Annotated in this window: 20 protein-coding genes; 16 read left to right on the forward strand and 4 right to left on the reverse strand. The window is 41.4% G+C overall.

Annotation, left to right across the window (positions count from 1 at the left end):
- The first annotated feature begins 3 nt into the window (after positions 1 to 3).
- From fabF to chrA, 3 genes are all read left to right on the forward strand, one after another.
- Positions 4 to 1,248: a beta-ketoacyl-ACP synthase II gene (gene fabF / locus G7092_RS16270; RefSeq protein WP_166091069.1), complete on the forward strand. Its 1,245-nt coding sequence runs from the start codon at positions 4 to 6 to the stop codon at positions 1,246 to 1,248.
- 807 nt (positions 1,249 to 2,055) lie between these two features.
- Positions 2,056 to 2,535, forward strand: a complete 480-nt coding sequence (locus G7092_RS16275; RefSeq protein WP_166091070.1) for a DoxX family protein — start codon at positions 2,056 to 2,058, stop codon at positions 2,533 to 2,535.
- A 145-nt stretch (positions 2,536 to 2,680) separates the two neighbouring features.
- Positions 2,681 to 4,006, forward strand: coding sequence for a chromate efflux transporter (gene chrA / locus G7092_RS16280; RefSeq protein ID WP_166091071.1), 1,326 nt, complete (start codon positions 2,681 to 2,683; stop codon positions 4,004 to 4,006).
- Between the two features lie 287 nt (positions 4,007 to 4,293).
- Here chrA and G7092_RS16285 read toward each other — a convergent pair whose 3' ends face one another.
- Both G7092_RS16285 and G7092_RS16290 read right to left on the reverse strand, forming a co-directional pair.
- Positions 4,294 to 5,148 carry an NAD(P)-dependent oxidoreductase gene (locus G7092_RS16285; RefSeq protein ID WP_166091072.1) on the reverse strand — a complete coding sequence of 285 codons (855 nt, stop codon included), beginning with the start codon at positions 5,146 to 5,148 and terminating at the stop codon, positions 4,294 to 4,296.
- 201 nt (positions 5,149 to 5,349) lie between these two features.
- A complete protein-coding gene (locus tag G7092_RS16290; RefSeq protein WP_166091073.1) occupies positions 5,350 to 5,874 on the reverse strand; it encodes a hypothetical protein in 525 nt (174 codons plus the stop codon).
- Between the two features lie 396 nt (positions 5,875 to 6,270).
- Between G7092_RS16290 and G7092_RS16295 the strand changes: the two genes are divergently transcribed.
- Positions 6,271 to 7,365 carry a prefoldin domain-containing protein gene (locus G7092_RS16295; RefSeq protein WP_166091075.1) on the forward strand — a complete coding sequence of 365 codons (1,095 nt, stop codon included), beginning with the start codon at positions 6,271 to 6,273 and terminating at the stop codon, positions 7,363 to 7,365.
- 56 nt (positions 7,366 to 7,421) lie between these two features.
- On the opposite strand, the gene metK is transcribed toward G7092_RS16295, so the two are convergent.
- On the reverse strand, positions 7,422 to 8,672 hold the full coding sequence (gene metK, locus G7092_RS16300; protein ID WP_166091076.1) for a methionine adenosyltransferase: 1,251 nt from the start codon (positions 8,670 to 8,672) through the stop codon (positions 7,422 to 7,424).
- 213 nt (positions 8,673 to 8,885) lie between these two features.
- Between metK and G7092_RS16305 the strand changes: the two genes are divergently transcribed.
- From G7092_RS16305 to G7092_RS16345, 9 genes are all read left to right on the forward strand, one after another.
- The gene (locus G7092_RS16305) at positions 8,886 to 9,776 is read left to right on the forward strand and encodes a diacylglycerol/lipid kinase family protein (protein WP_166091077.1); all 891 of its coding nucleotides are present in this window, start codon (positions 8,886 to 8,888) and stop codon (positions 9,774 to 9,776) included.
- A gap of 110 nt (positions 9,777 to 9,886) precedes the next feature.
- Positions 9,887 to 10,222 (forward strand): translation initiation factor, encoded by a 336-nt coding sequence (locus G7092_RS16310; protein WP_166091078.1) that lies wholly within the window; start codon positions 9,887 to 9,889, stop codon positions 10,220 to 10,222.
- A gap of 402 nt (positions 10,223 to 10,624) precedes the next feature.
- Positions 10,625 to 11,464 carry a MotA/TolQ/ExbB proton channel family protein gene (locus tag G7092_RS16315; RefSeq protein ID WP_166091079.1) on the forward strand — a complete coding sequence of 280 codons (840 nt, stop codon included), beginning with the start codon at positions 10,625 to 10,627 and terminating at the stop codon, positions 11,462 to 11,464.
- A gap of 113 nt (positions 11,465 to 11,577) precedes the next feature.
- Entirely contained in the window at positions 11,578 to 12,204 is a 627-nt protein-coding gene (locus G7092_RS16320; RefSeq protein ID WP_166091081.1) for an ExbD/TolR family protein, read from the forward strand.
- Positions 12,205 to 12,210: 6 nt separating this feature from the next.
- A complete protein-coding gene (locus tag G7092_RS16325; protein ID WP_166091082.1) occupies positions 12,211 to 12,747 on the forward strand; it encodes an ExbD/TolR family protein in 537 nt (178 codons plus the stop codon).
- Positions 12,748 to 12,793: 46 nt separating this feature from the next.
- On the forward strand, positions 12,794 to 13,621 hold the full coding sequence (locus G7092_RS16330) for an energy transducer TonB (protein WP_166091083.1): 828 nt from the start codon (positions 12,794 to 12,796) through the stop codon (positions 13,619 to 13,621).
- The gene (locus tag G7092_RS16335) at positions 13,621 to 13,851 is read left to right on the forward strand and encodes a hypothetical protein (RefSeq protein WP_166091084.1); all 231 of its coding nucleotides are present in this window, start codon (positions 13,621 to 13,623) and stop codon (positions 13,849 to 13,851) included. Before G7092_RS16330 ends, G7092_RS16335 begins: the two co-directional genes overlap by 1 nt.
- Entirely contained in the window at positions 13,841 to 14,767 is a 927-nt protein-coding gene (locus G7092_RS16340) for a PstS family phosphate ABC transporter substrate-binding protein (protein WP_166091085.1), read from the forward strand. The genes G7092_RS16335 and G7092_RS16340 overlap by 11 nt, the downstream gene beginning before the upstream one ends.
- A 6-nt stretch (positions 14,768 to 14,773) precedes the next feature.
- Positions 14,774 to 16,486 carry a tetratricopeptide repeat protein gene (locus G7092_RS16345; protein ID WP_166091086.1) on the forward strand — a complete coding sequence of 571 codons (1,713 nt, stop codon included), beginning with the start codon at positions 14,774 to 14,776 and terminating at the stop codon, positions 16,484 to 16,486.
- Between the two features lie 53 nt (positions 16,487 to 16,539).
- Here the strand turns inward: G7092_RS16345 and G7092_RS16350 are convergent, their stop codons facing one another.
- A complete protein-coding gene (locus tag G7092_RS16350; RefSeq protein WP_166091087.1) occupies positions 16,540 to 16,707 on the reverse strand; it encodes a bacteriocin-like protein in 168 nt (55 codons plus the stop codon).
- A gap of 329 nt (positions 16,708 to 17,036) precedes the next feature.
- Between G7092_RS16350 and G7092_RS16355 the strand changes: the two genes are divergently transcribed.
- The 3 genes from G7092_RS16355 to G7092_RS16365 all read left to right on the forward strand — a co-directional run bounded on the left by G7092_RS16355 (position 17,037) and on the right by G7092_RS16365 (position 18,688).
- Positions 17,037 to 17,408: an NADH-quinone oxidoreductase subunit A gene (locus tag G7092_RS16355; protein ID WP_166091089.1), complete on the forward strand. Its 372-nt coding sequence runs from the start codon at positions 17,037 to 17,039 to the stop codon at positions 17,406 to 17,408.
- Between the two features lie 234 nt (positions 17,409 to 17,642).
- Positions 17,643 to 18,185, forward strand: a complete 543-nt coding sequence (locus G7092_RS16360; protein WP_076375850.1) for an NADH-quinone oxidoreductase subunit B — start codon at positions 17,643 to 17,645, stop codon at positions 18,183 to 18,185.
- A complete protein-coding gene (locus G7092_RS16365; protein ID WP_166091090.1) occupies positions 18,185 to 18,688 on the forward strand; it encodes an NADH-quinone oxidoreductase subunit C in 504 nt (167 codons plus the stop codon). Before G7092_RS16360 ends, G7092_RS16365 begins: the two co-directional genes overlap by 1 nt.
- The last annotated feature ends 65 nt before the right edge of the window (positions 18,689 to 18,753 follow it).

Consider the following 18,753-nt stretch of genomic DNA (forward strand, 5'->3'; position numbering starts at 1 on the left):
ATCATGTTAAAACGAGTAGTGGTAACCGGCCTGGGGGCACTAACCCCGCTTGGCAACCAAGTAAAAGATTTTTGGAAAAATGTAGTGGCGGGCAAAAGTGCCGCTGCGCGCATCACCCATTTTGATCCCACTTTGTTCCGCACGCAGTTTGCCTGCGAACTGAAAGATTTTAACGCGGCCGATTTCCTGGACAGGGCCGACCTTAAACGTACCGATCCTTTTACCCAATATGCACTGGTAGCATCTGACGAGGCTATTAAAGATTCCGGCTTTGAGCTCGACAAGATGGATCCCTTTGATGTTGGTGTGATCTGGGGATCGGGCCAGGGCGGTATGGAAACCTTTGAAGAGCAGGTGCGTGAATATACTCTGGGCGACGGACATCCGCGTTTTAGTCCGTTTTTTGTGCCCAAGCTGATTACTAATATGGCCTCTGGGATGATCTCTATCCGCCATGGCTATATGGGTATCAACTATACTACCGTATCGGCCTGTGCTACCTCAAATACAGCCATTATGGATGCTTTTAATTACATCCGTTTAGGTAAGGCCAAAGTGATCATTACAGGCGGTTCTGAGGCTCCTATTACGCCGGCTTCATTTGGTGGCTTTAGTTCGATGAAGGCCATGTCAACCCGGAATGATGACCCTCAGGGCGCTTCCCGTCCATTTGATACCCACCGCGATGGTTTTATCATGGGCGAAGGTGCAGGTGCATTGGTCCTGGAAGAATATGAACATGCTGTAAAACGCGGCGCTCATATTTATGGCGAAGTGCGCGGCGCGGCTATGACTGCCGATGCCTACCACATGACAGCAACCCACCCCGAAGGCCTGGGTGCAGCTAAAGGTATGCAGCTGGCTTTAGAGGAGGCTGGAGTTTCTATTTTCGATGTAGATTATGTGAACATGCATGCCACTTCAACACCAGTGGGCGATCTATCCGAACTGAAAGCCATACAGGTATTAACCAAAAATGAAAAGAACAATATACAGATCAGCGCTACCAAATCCATGACCGGACACTTGCTGGGTGCGGCAGGAGCCATTGAGGCTATTATCTGTTTGCTGGCCATGCGCGACAGCCTGATACCACCTACCATTAATACTACTGAGCTTGACCCTGCAGTACCCGGCAGCATGAATATTATTTTAGGGGAAACTATCAGTCATCCGGTGAATTTAACCATGAGTAATACCTTTGGTTTTGGCGGGCACAATGGTATTGCAGTATTTGGTAAAGTGTAAATACAAAACTTTTTAAAGCTTGAATTTTAACAAATTTTCGATCGAAAACAGAGTAAAATGAATCGATAATTGAGTTTTTTAATAGCGTTTTAAGTTTGCTTTAACGCTTTTAACAAATTTTTGATGGTTTTTGAAAATTTAAAAAGTATTAGGTTTTCGATATGCTACATGAATTAAAACCGGTTGATTTTTGACCTTGTTTTATCTTAACCAAACAGCCCGGTTATCTGCTAAAGATAACCGGGCTGTTGTTTTGATATGGTGTGCGGGAAATTGAGGTGGATTTTAAGTTACCACATCATCGATTCCCCGACTCTGTATAGCATGCGATTATTAATGTTGTGTTTGTTTTTTTACGGTATTAATGAGCTCTCTTCGTTCGGTTGTCCACGTCGTTCCTCAACAATAACATGATTTTGATCACCACCGCCGTTGTTGGTGTTGTCACCAACAACAATCTGCACGAGTAATTAACCAGCGCGTATAATGTTGGTGACAACACCAACATTGGCGGAACTGTAGAGCGTTTAAAAAAACATCTGCCGACTATTTAGGCTAAAGCCTTTCATCATTCATGCTCATGTTCCGTTGGCTGAAGCCAAACGGCAATGAATGAAAAACAAGGCCGATAGAAAATATCAATTCATTGCCGTCCCATTTATGGGGCGGGAAAATGATCACAAAAGTGGCTTTAGCCAAAATCAGCCGGAAATTTTAAGACTCTTGCACTGAAGGATACTCATTATTTTCTCTTAAAGAAAATCAAATAACTTGTAAGGAATGGAGTTATTGTACGACTAAAGTCGTATGAATACAAAATATCAACAATACGCGCCTTTGATTTTAAGATTGGTGATGGGATTTGGTTTTGTGGCGCATGGCTGGGTGAAACTGAGCCGCGGGCCGGCGGGCTTTGAAAAGCTGATCACGCAGGCGGGTGTTCCCTTTCCGCATTTTACTTCATGGCTGGTACCCTTAACCGAAGTTGGGGGAGGACTTGCCCTCATGACAGGGAGTTTTACCACCCTGGTGGCAATTCCGCTCATCATAACCATGGTGGTAGCCATAATCACCGTGCAATTTAAACTGGGTTTCAGCTCAGTAAATACCATTGGCTTAACGCCTCAGGGACCTAAGTTTGGTCCTCCCGGTTATGAGATAAACCTGTTGTATATTGCCGGGCTAATATCGCTGATGATCACCGGTGCCGGAGCATTTTCTGTAGATGCTTGGTTTGCAAAACGTTTGAAAAAGCGGGCTGTCACCCTGAGCTCCGTCGAAGGGTAGAGCGCAGAGGCCTGTCCACCATGCTTCGACGGAGCTCAGCATGACACCCTTTTCTGTTGCTGTCACGTGATAGTTTATTATTGAAAAAAGTAGAAGTAAAGGCCTTTTTAATTGCTCTAACGCGTATTTTTTCGTATTTTTAAAGATGCCGGACAAGCTATCTGCAGGGCGCCCCGAGTTTAAAGAAGCCCTGAAATTTTGGTTCAAATTAGGCTGGATCAGCTTTGGTGGTACAGCCGGTCACATCGCCATCATGCATGATTTTTTAGTAGATAAAAAGAAGTGGATCAGTAACAGCCGCTTTTTTCATGCATTAAGTATCTGTATGTTATTGCCGGGCCCTGAGGCACAGCAACTGGCCATTTATATAGGCAAACAATTGCATGGCCGTAAAGGCGGGCTGGTAGCCGGCATTCTGTTTGTGCTGCCCTCCATGTTCATCCTGTTTGGCCTCAGCATCATTTATGTATGGTACGGAAACCTGCCCTGGATATATGCCCTATTTAACGGACTGAAGCCTGCCGTGATTGCCATTATTATAGGAGCTTTGTTTAAGGTAGGGCAAAAATCGCTACAAGGTATTCTGCATTATGTGGTGGCAGGTATGGCATTTATCTGTATCTTCTTTTTTAATATACCCCTGCTTGCCATCATTATCGCCACTATTTTGTTGGCGCTTCTTATCCGGTATGCCTTTCCTGGCATTTTAAAAGGTGATGCCGGGCAGGAAGAGCAACAAGCGGCCAATGAGCAGGAGTATTTTATCAATAAATTTTCAACCGTAAACCAGCCATTTCAACCCAAACAACTGATGCTGCAATTGCTGGTGTTCCTGTTGCTGTGGTTGTTGCCTTTTGCTCTCTTTTACCTGTTTAGTCCAGATTTTTTGTTCTGGAAAACATTGATCCTGTTTTTTACACAAACCGCCTTTTTTACCATCGGGGGCTCTTATACCGTGCTGCCTTATGTGGCGCAATTCGCGGTAAGTAAACTCAGCTGGTTATCCAAATCGCAGATGGTTGATGGTTTTGCCCTGGCCGAAACTACACCCGGGCCACTCATTATTGTGGTAGGCTTTGTGGGTTTTATGGCGGGTTTTAATCATTTCCATGCCTCTGTAGCCATGGGCAGCATAGCGCTTTTTGCTACCATATTTTATACCTTTTTGCCCTGTTTTTTATACGTATTTGCCGGCGGACCGCTGATCGAAAAATCGCATGGCAGCGAGGTGATGAGCCAGATCCTGAAACTGGTTACCGCCGCGGTAGTAGGCGTGATCCTGAATCTGACATTGTTTTTAGGGAAAGATGTTGTTTTCCCGGGTGGACTGTCATGGCATCATTTGAATGTTTTGTCGCTGGTATGGATAGGGGTATCGCTTGTTTTGATGCAGAGATTTAAGCTTAATGTGGTTTACCTGATCTTGCTGAGTCTTGTGCTGGGGCTGGTGCGGTTTGTGTTGAAGGTGTAGGGGAAAACATATTGTCATGCTGAGCGAAGCGAAGCATCTGTTATTGAACAGTGAATGTCGCAGAATAGATCCTTCACTGCGTTCAGGATGACAAAATATCTAATTTTTAATTTCCGCTTTCCGGTGATGACGGTAAAACGCGGAATTGACAACCCAGAATCATGTCATTGCGAGGAGGAACGACGAAGCAATCTCGTAGCTATTCTTATTCAAGAGAACGCGAGGAGATTGCCACGCTTCGCTCGCAATGACATATAGGAAAAATAGGACGAAATGGCCCTCCTCAATTATTTCCCTACCTGTTTAATCACCGCAATAACATCCTCTTCGCCATGCTGGGCTTCGGCTTCCTGAAAAGTTTGGTAAGCGATTTTAGCCAGGGGCGAGTTGAGACCCTCGGCTTTGGCCAGGCGCAGGTCTTTGGCAATATGTTTCAGCGCGAATGCAGCCTTATAATTATCGTTTAAAATGGCATCGCCTTTTATTTTGGCTATTACATTACCCAGCGCGCTGTTATTGATAATGGTGAGTATATCCTCGGTTTTGATATCATTTTGCCTGGCAAATAGTACGGTTTCTGCCAATCCCTGCACATGAAAACTCAGTAAGGTGTTAATGGCCAGCTTGGCTGTATTGCCTGCGCCGGTTTCGCCCAGCAACAAGGCCAGCTTGCCCAGTTTTTCCAACACGGGTTTGGCTTGTTCAAAAGCAGCCTTTGAGCCGCCAACCATGATCACTAATGTGCCCTCCTGAGCTTGTTTTACACTGCCTGATACGGGGGCATCCAGGTACTCGCTGCCTTGCTCGCGGCATAAAGCGGCCATTTCTTTACTGATAGCCGGAGACACGGTGCTCATGTTGATAATGATCTTGCCTTTAGCTTTGGCGCTCAATAAGCCATCCTTGCCATTAAATATATCTCTGATAGCCTCATCGTTAGAGACCATCACAAAAACAACATCGTTATGCTGTATCAATTCTTTGGGGGTTGCCGCTATGGCAGCGCCCATGGCCTTCAATGATGCTTCTTTTGCTTTACTGCGATTGTAAACGGTTACCGGGTAACCAGCGTTGATGAGTTGCTGCGACATAGGTATACCCATATTGCCCAGACCGATCCATCCTATTTTTGTTTTATTCATGGTATATGTAGATTAAAATATGGTACAAAGTTTCGTAAACAAAACGGATAGATTGCCTAACCCAATGGTAAAATCTTCTTTACGAATTGTCATTTTTTTAAACGGCAATCATTGTGCCGGGAATTGGATTCCTGGCAAGAGGGAATTTAGTGATGGGCTTCTTCAACCTTGCGCTCGTTGCAAACGAGTGCAAGGTTGAAATTATTGATACTGCAGATTATAAACTTGTATGGCCCGGTTGCCATGTTTCCCGGCTTTAACAAAGTGAACAAATGAAGTAACCATTAAAGCCATTGCCATTCCTGTAAAAATGTAGGCGCCTGTTAAACTGCCGTGGTGCTGGGTAGGGTAAATAAAGCCTGGTTTTCCATTAACCCAACCCGCTGTTGGCATGTTATCCAGATCTTCTTTGCCGTGATGTATAAATAGAATAATAGCCGCTGTTGACGATGCAACCGCGCCGCCCGAAGTAACGAATCCCCAGGTGACCTGATTTTTGGCTTTTTGAAACTCCATAGCCGACGGAGCATACGCTAATAATTTAATTTTTACATCCTCGGCTGTTTGCAACTGGCCTCCAATGGTATATAAATAGCCGGAGTATCTGCCCTCGCCAAAAGGAATGATCTTGATGATACTGTCAGGTTGCGTTTTTTTAACATCCTGGGCTTTAACTAACAGGGTGCAGGACAAAAATAATAAGGTGATAACGATAGGATTTTTCATGTTGTTTTTCAGATGTAGGGTTTATGGTAGAGGTTTATTGTACAGACTCGTAAAAGCTTAGTTTGTCAATTTAGGATTCTGTAACAAATTGATTACTAATGTAAAATGGTGATTGAGACGGCAAGGGATGAAGAAGGGTTAATATCAATCTTTTGTTTTCTGGAAACGAGTGCAGATAAGACGCTTTTTCGAAACGAAAAACATGAGGTTTAAACCAAAATAAATGATAAATAATTACCTTTAACAGGCCTAATAAAACGCAATGAATACCGTATCACAATAAAAAAACAACTCCCTTTGTGCCTTATGAAGGCTTAATCAATTAGCTACTTTAATAACAACTGGATTTAACCAGTGCCAATCATCTTTATAAACAAAAGCAATCCCCTAATTTTTATGAAAAAAACAATCTTCTCACTCCTTTTAACTTTAGGTTTTTCTCCGCTATTACATGCACAGTGGACAACTAATGGCGGTGTTACTTCAACCACTAATAGTATTGGAATTGGAACTACCAGTCCTGTTACCGCGCTTACACTCGGGAGCGGGCAGATAACGGTTCCTGCCGGTAATGGTACCAATCCTTCCTATGCATTTACGGGAAGCACTAATTCGGGCCTATTTATGCCTGATGCAGCTACTCTTGGTTTTTCATTACAAGGAAACCGGATACTGGATTTCTATAACAATACAGCCAGACTTTTCGGAACAGTTAGCCTGGGCTCAACAGGTGTTATGGGGTTTTCATCTGCCAGTCCGAATTTAGCCGGAAATGATGTAGGCTTTTCCCGGTTAAGCCCGGGTACAATTGCCATTGGTAATGGTTCTGCAGGGGGGACAACAGGGACTCTGATTTTGAATAGTTTAGGTATTGGTACAACTGCACCGCAAGCCAATATTGAAGTTAACAATAATAGTTATACTAATGGAAACCAGCTAATTGTTTCGGGATCTGAGCCTACAAGATATTATGGAGTTATTGGCACAACGATTCCTTCAGGTCATACTGTTTTATCATTTGGCGTAAAAAGTAATTATACCAATTATTTTCAAACACTGAACCTGGTTGACGACAATGTGGGTATCGGAACAACTGATCCTAAGGGATATAAACTGGCTGTGAACGGTAGTGTTATAGCTACTTCTATGACAGTAAAAGTTTATGCCAATTGGCCCGATTACGTGTTTAAGAAAGACTATCAATTGCCTTCGCTGCAATCAGTAAAAACCTATATTGATCAAAACCAACACTTGCCTGAGGTTCCGTCAGAGCAGGACATAGCTAAGAATGGCTTGAACCTGGGCGAGATGAATAAAGTGCTGATGAAGAAAGTAGAAGAGCTAACTTTATATTTGATTGAGAAAGATAAAAAGGACACGGAGCAAAACACAAAAATTAGCTTGCAAAATAAGCAAGCCACTGAACAGGCAAAACGAATTGAGGAATTAGAGAGCCAGGTGAAGTTTTTAATGAAAAAACTGAACAATTAATAATAAAAAAGGGGCAGGTTTACCTGCCCCTTTTTTATTAAAGGAGTAACTCGGTTTTATAAACCAAAAGCTTGTTTTACTTTATCAACGTAGTCCAGTTTTTCCCAGGTAAACAGTTCTACTTCTCGTTTCAGTTCGCTGCCATCATGGGCAATGAATGATTTGGTTACCACCTCGCTTGGTTTGCCGAAATGACCGTAAGCCGCGGTTTCGCTGTAAATAGGGTTACGCAGTTTAAAGCGGGTTTCAATAGCGTATGGAGTCATGTTGAACACTTCCTCTACTTTTTTTGCTATTTCGCCATCGTGCAGGTTTACTTTGGCGGTGCCGTAGGTGTTTACATAAATGCCCATCGGTTGTGCCACGCCAATAGCGTATGATACCTGTACCAGTACTTCGTCGCAGACACCGGCAGCTACCAGGTTTTTGGCGATGTGACGGGTTGCATAAGCTGCAGAACGATCAACTTTCGACGGATCTTTACCAGAGAAGGCACCACCACCGTGCGCGCCTTTACCACCATAAGTATCTACAATAATTTTACGACCGGTTAAGCCAGTATCGCCATGCGGGCCGCCGATAACAAATTTACCGGTTGGGTTGATGTGATACTTGATCTGATCGTTAAAGAAGTGGGCGTATTTCGGATATTTAGCTTCAACACGCGGAATAAGAATGCTGATGATATCCTGTTTTATTTTGGCCAGCATCGCTTCTTCCTCATCAAAATCATCATGTTGGGTTGATATCACAATGGCATCTATGCGTTGTGGTTTGTTATCGTCGCTATACTCTAAAGTAACCTGCGATTTGGCATCAGGCCTCAGGTATTTGATCTCGCTGTTTTCACGGCGGATGGCTGCCAGCTCAATTAATAAGGCATGGGCAATATCTAATGCCAGTGGCATATAGTTGTCGGTTTCAACGGTGGCATAGCCAAACATCATACCCTGGTCACCGGCGCCTTGCTCTTCTTTGGCCTGGCGGTCAACACCCTGGTTAATATCCGGCGATTGCTCGTGGATGGCCGATAGCACACCGCATGAGCTGCCGTCAAACATGTATTCGCCTTTGGTATAACCAATTTTATTGATCACCTCGCGGGCAATTTTTTGCACATCTAAATAAGCTTTTGATTTTACTTCGCCGGCTAAAATCACCTGCCCGGTTGTTACCAGGGTTTCACAGGCAACTTTTGAATTTTCGTCAAATGCCAAAAAATGGTCAATCAGGGCGTCTGATATTTGATCTGCAACTTTATCCGGATGTCCTTCTGATACAGATTCGGAGGTAAATAAATATGGCATATAAATTTATATAAGTTTTTAAAGGTAAATTAAATGGAAGAGTTTTAACAGATTATATTTTAACATGGGTTTTAGCACTTTTTTACGTGGTTGCAATCCATAGCCTTCAGTATAAAGGCAATTAAATCAGTCCACTTTCGGGTGGCAAAAATAAAACAAATTTCACAAAGCCAAAAATACATTTACTTTTGGGGGCTGAAATAATACAGATAATTGAAACGTAAAGCGTTATTTATAATAAACCCTATATCGGGTGGGAAGAAGAAGGACGGGGTACCTGATCTTATTGATCAAAATATTGATAAGGCAGTGTTTGATTATACCATTGTTTTTAGCGATGGCATATCACACGCGCGTATCATTGCATTAGAGGCGGTAGGTAAGTACGATGTTATTGTGGCCGTTGGCGGCGATGGTACCGTAAATGAAATAGCATCGGCCATTGTGGGAAGCGACACTGCCCTGGCAATAATACCATACGGATCAGGCAATGGCCTGGCTCGTTTTTTGGGCATTCCTATGAACCCCAACCAGGCTATACAAGCCCTGGTAAAAGGCCACGCAGAAAACATTGATTCGGGTATGGTAAACGGGCAGCCATTTTTTAATATGGCGGGTATGGGTTTTGATGCCCATATCAGCGAGGTGTTTTCACATGGTAAAAAACGCGGCTTTATATCCTATATCAAATCATCTATACAGGAGATAGCCACTTATAATGAGCAGGAATATCATATAGAAATTGACGGTAAAATTTACGAGCGCAAGGCATTTATGCTCAGTATTGCCAATTCATCACAATATGGCAACAATGCGCATATATCCCCTAATGCATCGGTACAGGATGGTTTGCTGGATGTGTGCCTCATCAGGAAGTTTCCTTTGTGGCGTTTCCCGGAGATGGGGATCCGGATGCTGACCAAAACATCAGAGAGTACCAGCTATGTAGAAATTATACGCGGTAAACAAATTAATGTAACCCGTAAAACCGAAGGTCCGATACATCTTGACGGCGAGCCGCAGGTGATGGGTACTGATATACATATTAATATAGTGCCCGGTTCGTTAAAAGTTATTGTGGGCCCAACGTATAAAAAGAATTAAAGCGTTTGAGGTTCGTGGCTTGTGTTGCGAGTTTCGGGTATTTGCTTTATGAGCTACCCCAACAGAACAACAAGAGCCGCGAACCCGGCAACACGAACCAGATAAAAATTATGGCTAAGAAAAATTTTACAGGGGTAGTATACTCTACAGATCCTGATTTTCAATACCAGGAAAACGGAGCGCAGGCCGCGCAAACATTACCTCCGCAGCAGCAAAATCTTAAAATTTACCTTGACCGTAAGGGCGGCAGTAAACTGGTTACCCGCGTTACGGATTTTATTGGTACCGATGCCGATCTGGAACTTATTGGCAAAAAGCTAAAAACCAAATGCGGGGTAGGTGGTTCGGTAAAAGACGGCGAAATACTGATACAAGGCGATTTCAGGGATAAAATTTTAACCCTGTTACAAACAGATGGATATAAAGCTAAAAAGGCAGGGGGATAATTGCAGTATAAATGCGCCGGATAAAAAAACAGCTAAGCGTATAACATACACTAAAATAAAAAAAAACTTTTAGCGTTATACTACTCCCGGCCGCTATGAAATGGCTTTAAAACCAATATTGTAACATATTAGTAACACAATTTTTATCAGTTAATGCTTGATAATCTAAAAAAAAATGGTTTTCATTGCAAATAATTGTCGTGGCAACACACAATATTTAAGCATTGTTACGTTAATAATGACCAATTAGGCGCAAAATGTAATTCGGTATTAAAAAATTGTAAAGAATAACATAAAAGATTTTTTTATTTCATTAAAATTCTATTTTTGTTATTCGCAAATTAAAAGCACATTTAACAAACTTATAATATAAACAAAAACTAAAACTAAAATTTAAAAGTAATGGCAAACGCACCAACAAAACCAACTACTCCTGTTAACAAAGAAAGCTCAAGTGCATCTGGCATGTTTGCTTCCTTAACTATTCCAATCTGCCTGATTGTTACTACTTGTATTTTCATATTCGTTCTGGGCGATCCAAGCCACTTTAAAGGCGGAGACGTAAATGCTTTCCCTACAGACATTTTCGGAACTATACACAGCGGTGGTGTAATCGTGCCGGTGATCATGGCGTTTCTGTTAATGGTTATCGTTTTCTCTATCGAGCGTTTCGTAGTAATCGGAAAAGCTTCTGGTACAGGCAGTGTAGATGCTTTTGTTAGAAAGATCCAATCACAACTGAACGCAGGTAACATTTCTGGCGCATCAGCAGAATGCGACAAACAAAAAGGTTCTGTAGCAAACGTTATCAAATCAGCATTAAAAAAATACGCTGAAATGGAAGCTGAGCCAAATCTTGACGTTGATCAAAAAACTTTGGCTATCCAGAAAGATATTGAAGAAGCAACTGCATTGGAAATGCCAATGTTAGAGCAAAACTTAACTATCATCGCTACTTTGGTATCTATCGGTACATTAACCGGTCTGTTAGGTACGGTTGTGGGTATGATCAAGGCCTTCTCTTCATTAGCGGTATCAGGTGTTCCAAACCAAATCGAACTATCTTCACACATTTCTGAAGCTTTGATCAACACTGCATTCGGTATCAGTACTTCAGCTGTTTCTATCGTAATGTACAACGTATTTACATCAAAAATTGACAAGTTAACTTACGCAATTGACGAAGCCGGATTCAGCATTGTACAAACATTTGCTGCATCACACAAAAATGCCAACAGATAATAAATATATAGGTTAATTAGCTTTCGTCCCCCCATTTGCTTCCTATATATAAGCAGGAATAATGCGTGGATGTTATAATTATTGAATTCTATATATTTTAAAAAAAATCAAATATGGCAAGGATAAAAGTTCCAAGAAAGAGTACAGCGATTGACATGACCGCCATGTGCGACGTGGCCTTCCTGCTGCTGACTTTCTTTATCATGACTGCGAAAGTACGTACCGAGGATCCGGTGCCTATCGATGTGCCAAAATCATCGATACAACAGCCGATTCCAGAGTCTGACTTCGCTACCATTTCTGTAGGTTCACAGAAAGCATTTTTTGGAATGGAGGGTGTAGATCTGCGCAAGCAAACCTTGACTCAAATGGGCGAAATTTACAAAACAACATTTACGCCGGATGAGCTGAACAGGTTTTCTACAATTACATCAATAGGTGTTCCCTTTGGTCAAATACATCAGTTTATTGCTTTATCAGCTGATGACCAAAAAAAATATAACAAACCAGGTATCCCCCGCGATTCTGTAAGTAATGAATTGTTTAACTGGATACGTGAAGCCCGTAAAGCTACCGTAGCATTGCACAATGTTCAATTACGTATAGCTATAAAAGGTGATAGCAAAGAAGAATACCCGGTTATTAAAGATGTTATAGGCATTTTGCAGAAGCAAAAAGTGAACAAGTTTAGTTTAATAACAAACTTAGGCGGCGGTGGCGGCACTGCTCCTAAAAAATAAAAGATCATGGCAGAATTAGATACCTCCGGGGGAGGCAAACACAAAGGTGGGAAGGTTCGCAGTAAAAAGCAATCCACCCGCGTAGATTTAACAGCGATGGTTGACTTGGCTTTCTTGCTGATTACTTTCTTTATCATGACAACCACATTGGCCAAGCCAAAAGCGATGGACCTTGCGATGCCTGATAAGGACGAAAAAACAAAGGATCAATTAGCTATTGCGGCTTCACGTTCACTAACCTTGTTGTTAGGTAGCGATGATAAGTTGGAATGGTATTTGGGAGAGCCTGGAAAATCGGCACCAACCATTGATAATTACAGCAAGGACGGTTTGCGTAAAACCCTTATTGAAAAAAAGAAGGAAGTTTTGGAAAAAACCGGCAAATCTATGTTTGTTGTAATTAAACCAAGTGATAAATCAACATACAAAAATGTAGTTGCCACGCTTGATGAGATGAATATCACTAATATTGACAGTTATGGTATAGTTGATATTTCGCCTGTTGAGATTGAGCTGCTCAAGAAAGACGGTTTATACAAGTAATAAATAATTTAAAATAACGTTATTAACACCCATTAAATCTTAAAAGATGTTTGGATCGAAATTAGACATATTAGATCAGAAATGGATCGACGTTGTTTTTAGTAGCAGGAATAAGGCCTATGGGGCTTATGAGCTGAGAAGGGATAACTCCAAGAATACATCAAGAGCGCTTGTTATAGCCATCATTGTGTTTGTATTTGTTGTTGCTTTACCTACTATCATCAACAGGATTCAGGGACTTATCCCTAAAGCTGATCAAAAAGTGAAGATAACAGACGTAGTGCTGTTACCTCCACCACCAGTGGATCAAACCAAAAAACCACCTCCGCCGCCACCTGAACCACCAAAACCAAAGGTTGACCAGGTACGTTTCCCTCCTCCGGTTGTAAAACCAGATAACGAGGTTAAGGAGAAAGATCCACCAACGGTAAAAGAATTAGCAGTCGCCGACCCTGGTCAGAAAGACCAGAAAGGCGACCCTAACGCCGACATCAGAATTGATGAGCCGGTAGGTAACTCTGATGTTAAACAAGTAGTAGAGGCCGATCCTAACCAGATCTTTACTTCGGTAGAGCAAGTTCCGGAGTTTCCGGGAGGTTTGGATAAATTTGGCGCCTACTTGGGTAAAGCTATCCGTTACCCGGCTGTTGCCCGTGAAAACGGAACTCAAGGTCGTGTAATTGTTACCTTCGTAGTTGAAAAAGATGGCTCTTTAACCGATATTAAGGTTACAAGAGGTATCGGAAGCGGTTGCGATGAGGAAGCGGTTCGTGTATTGAAAAATTCACCAAAATGGAAACCAGGTATTCAAAATGGTCGTCCGGTGCGTGTACAATACAGCGTTCCAATCAGCTTTACGTTAGCGAGCGAATAATGCCATTTAATTTTAATAAAGAACAAAAATCGCCCAAAAGGCGGTTTTTGTTTATTTTAGGCGCAGTCACCTTTGTTTGTTTTGTCGTTTTAGGCTTAATGATCATGTTTTGGGATCAGCTGCCCTTGCAGTTACCGCGATACCAGCGCCTGCTTTTTGGGGCCTTTGTTATTGCCTATTCCATTCTGCGGTTTTCGAGGTTGTTTAAGAAGGATCAGTATGAAGATTAATTTTAATGGTAAACTTTTATTTTTTGCATTGCTTTTATTAGCAGGCCTGCAAGCCTGTAAACAAAAGCCTGCAAAATTTTCTACTGATAACGATGTTAAATCAGGTACGGCAACTTTTGTTGCCGATGCTTCCTTCTCACCCATCTTAGATCAGGAATTGTACATTTATTCCAGCCTCACTCCAAATGCCAAAGTCAATGTTGTATACAAAACGGAGAATGAGGCTGTAAATACGCTGTTGAACGATAGCGTACGTGTAGCCATTCTGTCGCGCGATCTTACTGCCGACGAGCGTGCTGTAATCACCAAAAGAACATTGTCGGTTGAAACCGTACGCTTTGCAATTGATGCTATAGCGCTCATCGTAAACACTGCTTCCAATGATACTTCCATTACTGTAGGGCAATTGAAAAAACTGCTCACCGGGCAGGGCGATTTAAACAGAACTATTGTTTTTGATAACCCAAATTCAAGTTTGGTAAGGTATTTGAAGGACTTTACCGGAAGCAAGGGATTTACACAGAAAAATATTTATGCCCTTAAATCAAATAAAGAGGTTTTAAAATATGTGAGCGAGCATCCCGATGCTTTGGGTATAACCGGCTTTAGCTGGTTGAATGACCCGGATAAGGATTATGCCGGGTACGTAGAAAAAGTTAAAGTTGTGAGTGTCAGGGATGAGTCAAACAAACAATATCCTGATACTTATTTTAAACCCTCGCAGGAGTCGCTGGTCTTAAAACAGTACCCTTTGAGCAGAGGGCTTTATATGATCAATTGTACCAGTAAAGTGGGATTGGCTATGGGTTTCGCTAAGTTTTTGGGCAGCCAGCCAGGTCAACGTATCATACTAAAATCAGGCCTGTTGCCCGATTCTATACCAACGAGAGAGATTAGTATTAAAAATAAATTTTAATTAAAGATGAAAATGATCAGTAAAATAGCCACGGCATCATTAGGACTGTTATTAGGAGGTTCATCAGTTTTTGCGCAAAGTCTAGCCGACGCCAAAAAAGCTATTGACGCCGAACAATATCAGAAAGCTAAATCAATGCTTAAAAACCTTACGGTAACACAAGCCGATAAGGATGAAAACTTTTTTTACCTGGGTTGGGTATACATCAAACAAGATTATGCCGACTCGGCAAAAGCTGCCTTTAACAAAGGTATTGCTGTAAATGCTAAATCTGCATTAAATTATGCCGGTTTAGGAGCTGCCGCCCGTTTAGATAAAGATAACGCAGGCGCAACTAACAACTTTAACCAGGCTATTACTTTGGCTGGTAAAAGCTCAAAACCATACCAGTATGTAGGCGAGGCTTATTTATTGGTTGCACCTGGTGCAAAAGTAGCTCCGGCTGATGCCAATGCTGCCATTGCCGTTTTACAAAAAGGTAAAGTGGTAAACCCTAAAGATGCCGATTTATTGATCACTTTAGGTAACGCTTACCGTTCGCAATTAAAGAGCAATGAAGCTTACCAGGCTTACTCTGATGCATCAACTATTGACCCTAAAAACCCTGCTGCAAAAGTAGCTACTGGTGTTTTATGGCAATTTGCCAATAACTTTGAAGATTCTGAAAAACAATTCCAGGATGCGTTAGCAATTGACCCTAATTATGGTCCGGCTTACCGCGAATGGGCCGAAACAGATCTGCGCTGGTCATTTACAGATCCTAAAATGGCGTCTGCTAAAATTAAACAAGCTACTGAAGAGTATAAAAAATATTTAAGCTTAACAGATCTTTCTATCGAGTCGCAAATGCGTTATGCAGACTTTTTACTGTTAGCCGGTGATTATAAAACCTTGCAACAAGTAGCTACTGATCTTTCAAAATCATCAAACAGCAATGCAAGAGCATACCGTTACCAGGCTTATGCAGCTTATGAGAATAAAGATTATCCTGCTGCTTTAAGTGCCATGAACAACTGGTTCCAGAAAGCCGAGCCAAAACGTATCTTGCCACGTGATTATTTATACCTTGGCCGTATACAAATAGCATCGAATCAAGATTCGCTAGGTATCAATACTTTAAGGAAAGCTTTAACATTGGATACTACTCAGGCTGATGTTTATGGCGAAATTGCCAAAAGCTTATATAATCAAAAGAAATATGCTGAAGCTGGTGATGCTTACAAGGCTTTTATTTCGAAATCACATACAGCTACATTGAATGATTATTTAAAAGAAGGTGTAAGTTATTACAATGCATTTAAACTGCAGTATTACAGTACTGCTACTCCAAAACCAGTAGCTGATACTACATTGCTTATAAAAGCAGACACCGCATTTAGTTATATACAACATAAGGCTGCAGCTCCTCTTGCAGCCGTAGCACTTTACCAGGCAAGAGCTAACGATTTAAGAGAGCCAAGCAGGAACACTACGAATGGATATGCTAAACCATACTATGAGCAGTATATCGCGCTATTAACCGCTAAACAACCTGTTTCTGATACGGATAAGCCATATTTAGCTGAAGCTTATTCTTATTTAGGAGCTTATTACGAGTTTAAGGTAAAGGATGATGCGAAAGCGACTGAGAATTATACTAAAGCTCGCGAAGCAGATCCAACTAATAAACAAGCCGCTGCCTTTTTTGCACGAAAAGGCGGTGCCGGTAAAAGCAAATAATATAATTTATTGAATAAAATAACAGGGCTCCTTGAAAAAGGGGCCCTGTTATTTTAAGGAATTACTGGAGTTTCTTCACAGTGGGCTCTCGAAGGGTCAAAAGCAGGAATAACACAATCGGAGCCAGTAGGGCAACCAGATGTTGTTGTACATTCAGGTTCCAGTTTGCCACCTAAAATTTGTTTCATTTCCTCTCTTGTTAATTTCTTTTGATTTTCCATAAGTAATAAATGTCTAAAATTGGTTATCGCTGTTACCACGCTTCAGCGTACAAGCGGCATACATAAGAAGTACATGCTCCTTTACTTGGTTAAGTATTTTTTTAGTAGATAGCTAAATAAGCAAGTCAATTTATTATATAACGGACTATTTATTGATTAAATAGTACTTTTGATCTAAAGTCTAGGTATAAGTGTATTTTTAGTTGATTGGAACTAATATAATAATATTTATTAATCAAAAATAAAATATAATATTAAAGAAGTAGACTGTTGTGAATCTCTTGTAAAAGAGGCCTTTTTTATTATAGTTGCATTAGTATATTTGCAGCATGGAATTACAAAGTACACCGCTTAATTATTTGCCCATCATTATTCAAATGTTAGTGGCTTTAGGGTTTGTGGTAACCACCATGTTTGTAACGCATAAAATTGGTCCGAAGCGTAAAACCAAGGACAAATTGACCCCCTTTGAATCGGGTATCGAAGTTGTGGGTAATGCCCGTACCCCCATATCCATTAAATATTTCCTGGTGGCCATATTGTTTGTGCTGTTTGATGTGGAAGTAATATTTATGTATCCCTGGGCAGTAAATTTCAAAGCTATGGGCGCCAAGGGTATGATCGAAATGTTCATTTTCATGGCCACGCTTTTATTAGGTTTTATATACGTAATAAAAAAGAAGGCTTTAGACTGGGATTAATCGGATGATAAATTTGAAGATGTGCAAATGATAGAATTTCTTTAATTCTAAAATTTAATAATCATTCGCACATCTACACATCTGCACATCAAAAAGGGTTGTCGAATCCTTTTTTAGATTGATTCTAAATATAGCTTCTGTACAGTCATCGTGTACTTTTTACATGGTTATTATTGTAAATTTGCGCTCGTTATCCGTCTTTTCCGGATAGCGGATTTCTATTAAAATAGTTCAATGAGTGATATTCAATTAGTTGACGCTCCTGCTGGAGTAGAAGGCGCCGGATTTTTTGCTACCTCGCTTGATAAAGTAATAGGTATAGCACGCTCAAATTCATTATGGCCCCTGCCATTTGCCACCTCATGCTGTGGTATCGAATTTATGGCAACTATGGCTTCTCATTATGACCTTTCGAGATTTGGCGCCGAGCGTTTAAGCTTTTCGCCCCGCCAGGCCGATTTGTTAATGGTAATGGGTACTATCGCCAAAAAAATGGCCCCTGTATTGAGGCAGGTATATCTGCAAATGGCCGAACCCCGTTGGGTGATGGCTGTTGGCGCCTGTGCCTCAAGTGGTGGTATATTTGACACTTACTCTGTTTTGCAGGGTATCGATGAAGTGATACCGGTTGACGTTTACGTGCCCGGTTGCCCGCCTCGTCCCGAAGCTATTATTGATGGCTTTATAAATATTCAAAAGTTGGTACAAACAGAATCGCTTCGCAGAAGAAATGAGCCTAAGTACCAGGAATTATTAGCTAAATACGGAATTCAATAATGGCCCAGATCCCTAACGAAGAGCTTTTAAAAAGAATTGCTGAAAAGTTTGATCAGCAGGTAACACTTGTGGGCGAGCCTTATGGTTTACTTACTGTGGAAACCGGCCGTGAGCAGATCATTGATCTGTTAACCTTTTTAAAGACCGATGACGCTCTCCGGTTTATATTTTTAACAGATATTACCGCTATTCATTATCCGGAACAGGAAAAGCAGATAGGTATTATTTACCACCTGCACAGCTTAACCACCAATACCCGCATCCGTATCAAAGTGTTTTTGGCCGACGGCGATGTACATATCCCTACAGCTACTACCGTTTGGGAGGGTGCTAACTGGATGGAGCGTGAAACGTACGACTTTTTCGGGGTTATATTTGATGGTCACCCCGATCTGCGCCGCATATTGAATGTGGATGACATGACGGCTTTCCCGATGCGAAAAGAATTTCCATTGGAAGACCCGAACCGTGTTGATAAAAAGGATTACTTCTTCGGAAGATAACATATATGAAATTTAGTATTGAGTAATTAGTATCAAGTATCAAGATTTTTTAAACGCTTAAATAG

The sequence above is a fragment of the Mucilaginibacter inviolabilis genome (assembly GCF_011089895.1).
Classification (GTDB): Bacteria; Bacteroidota; Bacteroidia; order Sphingobacteriales; family Sphingobacteriaceae; genus Mucilaginibacter; species Mucilaginibacter inviolabilis.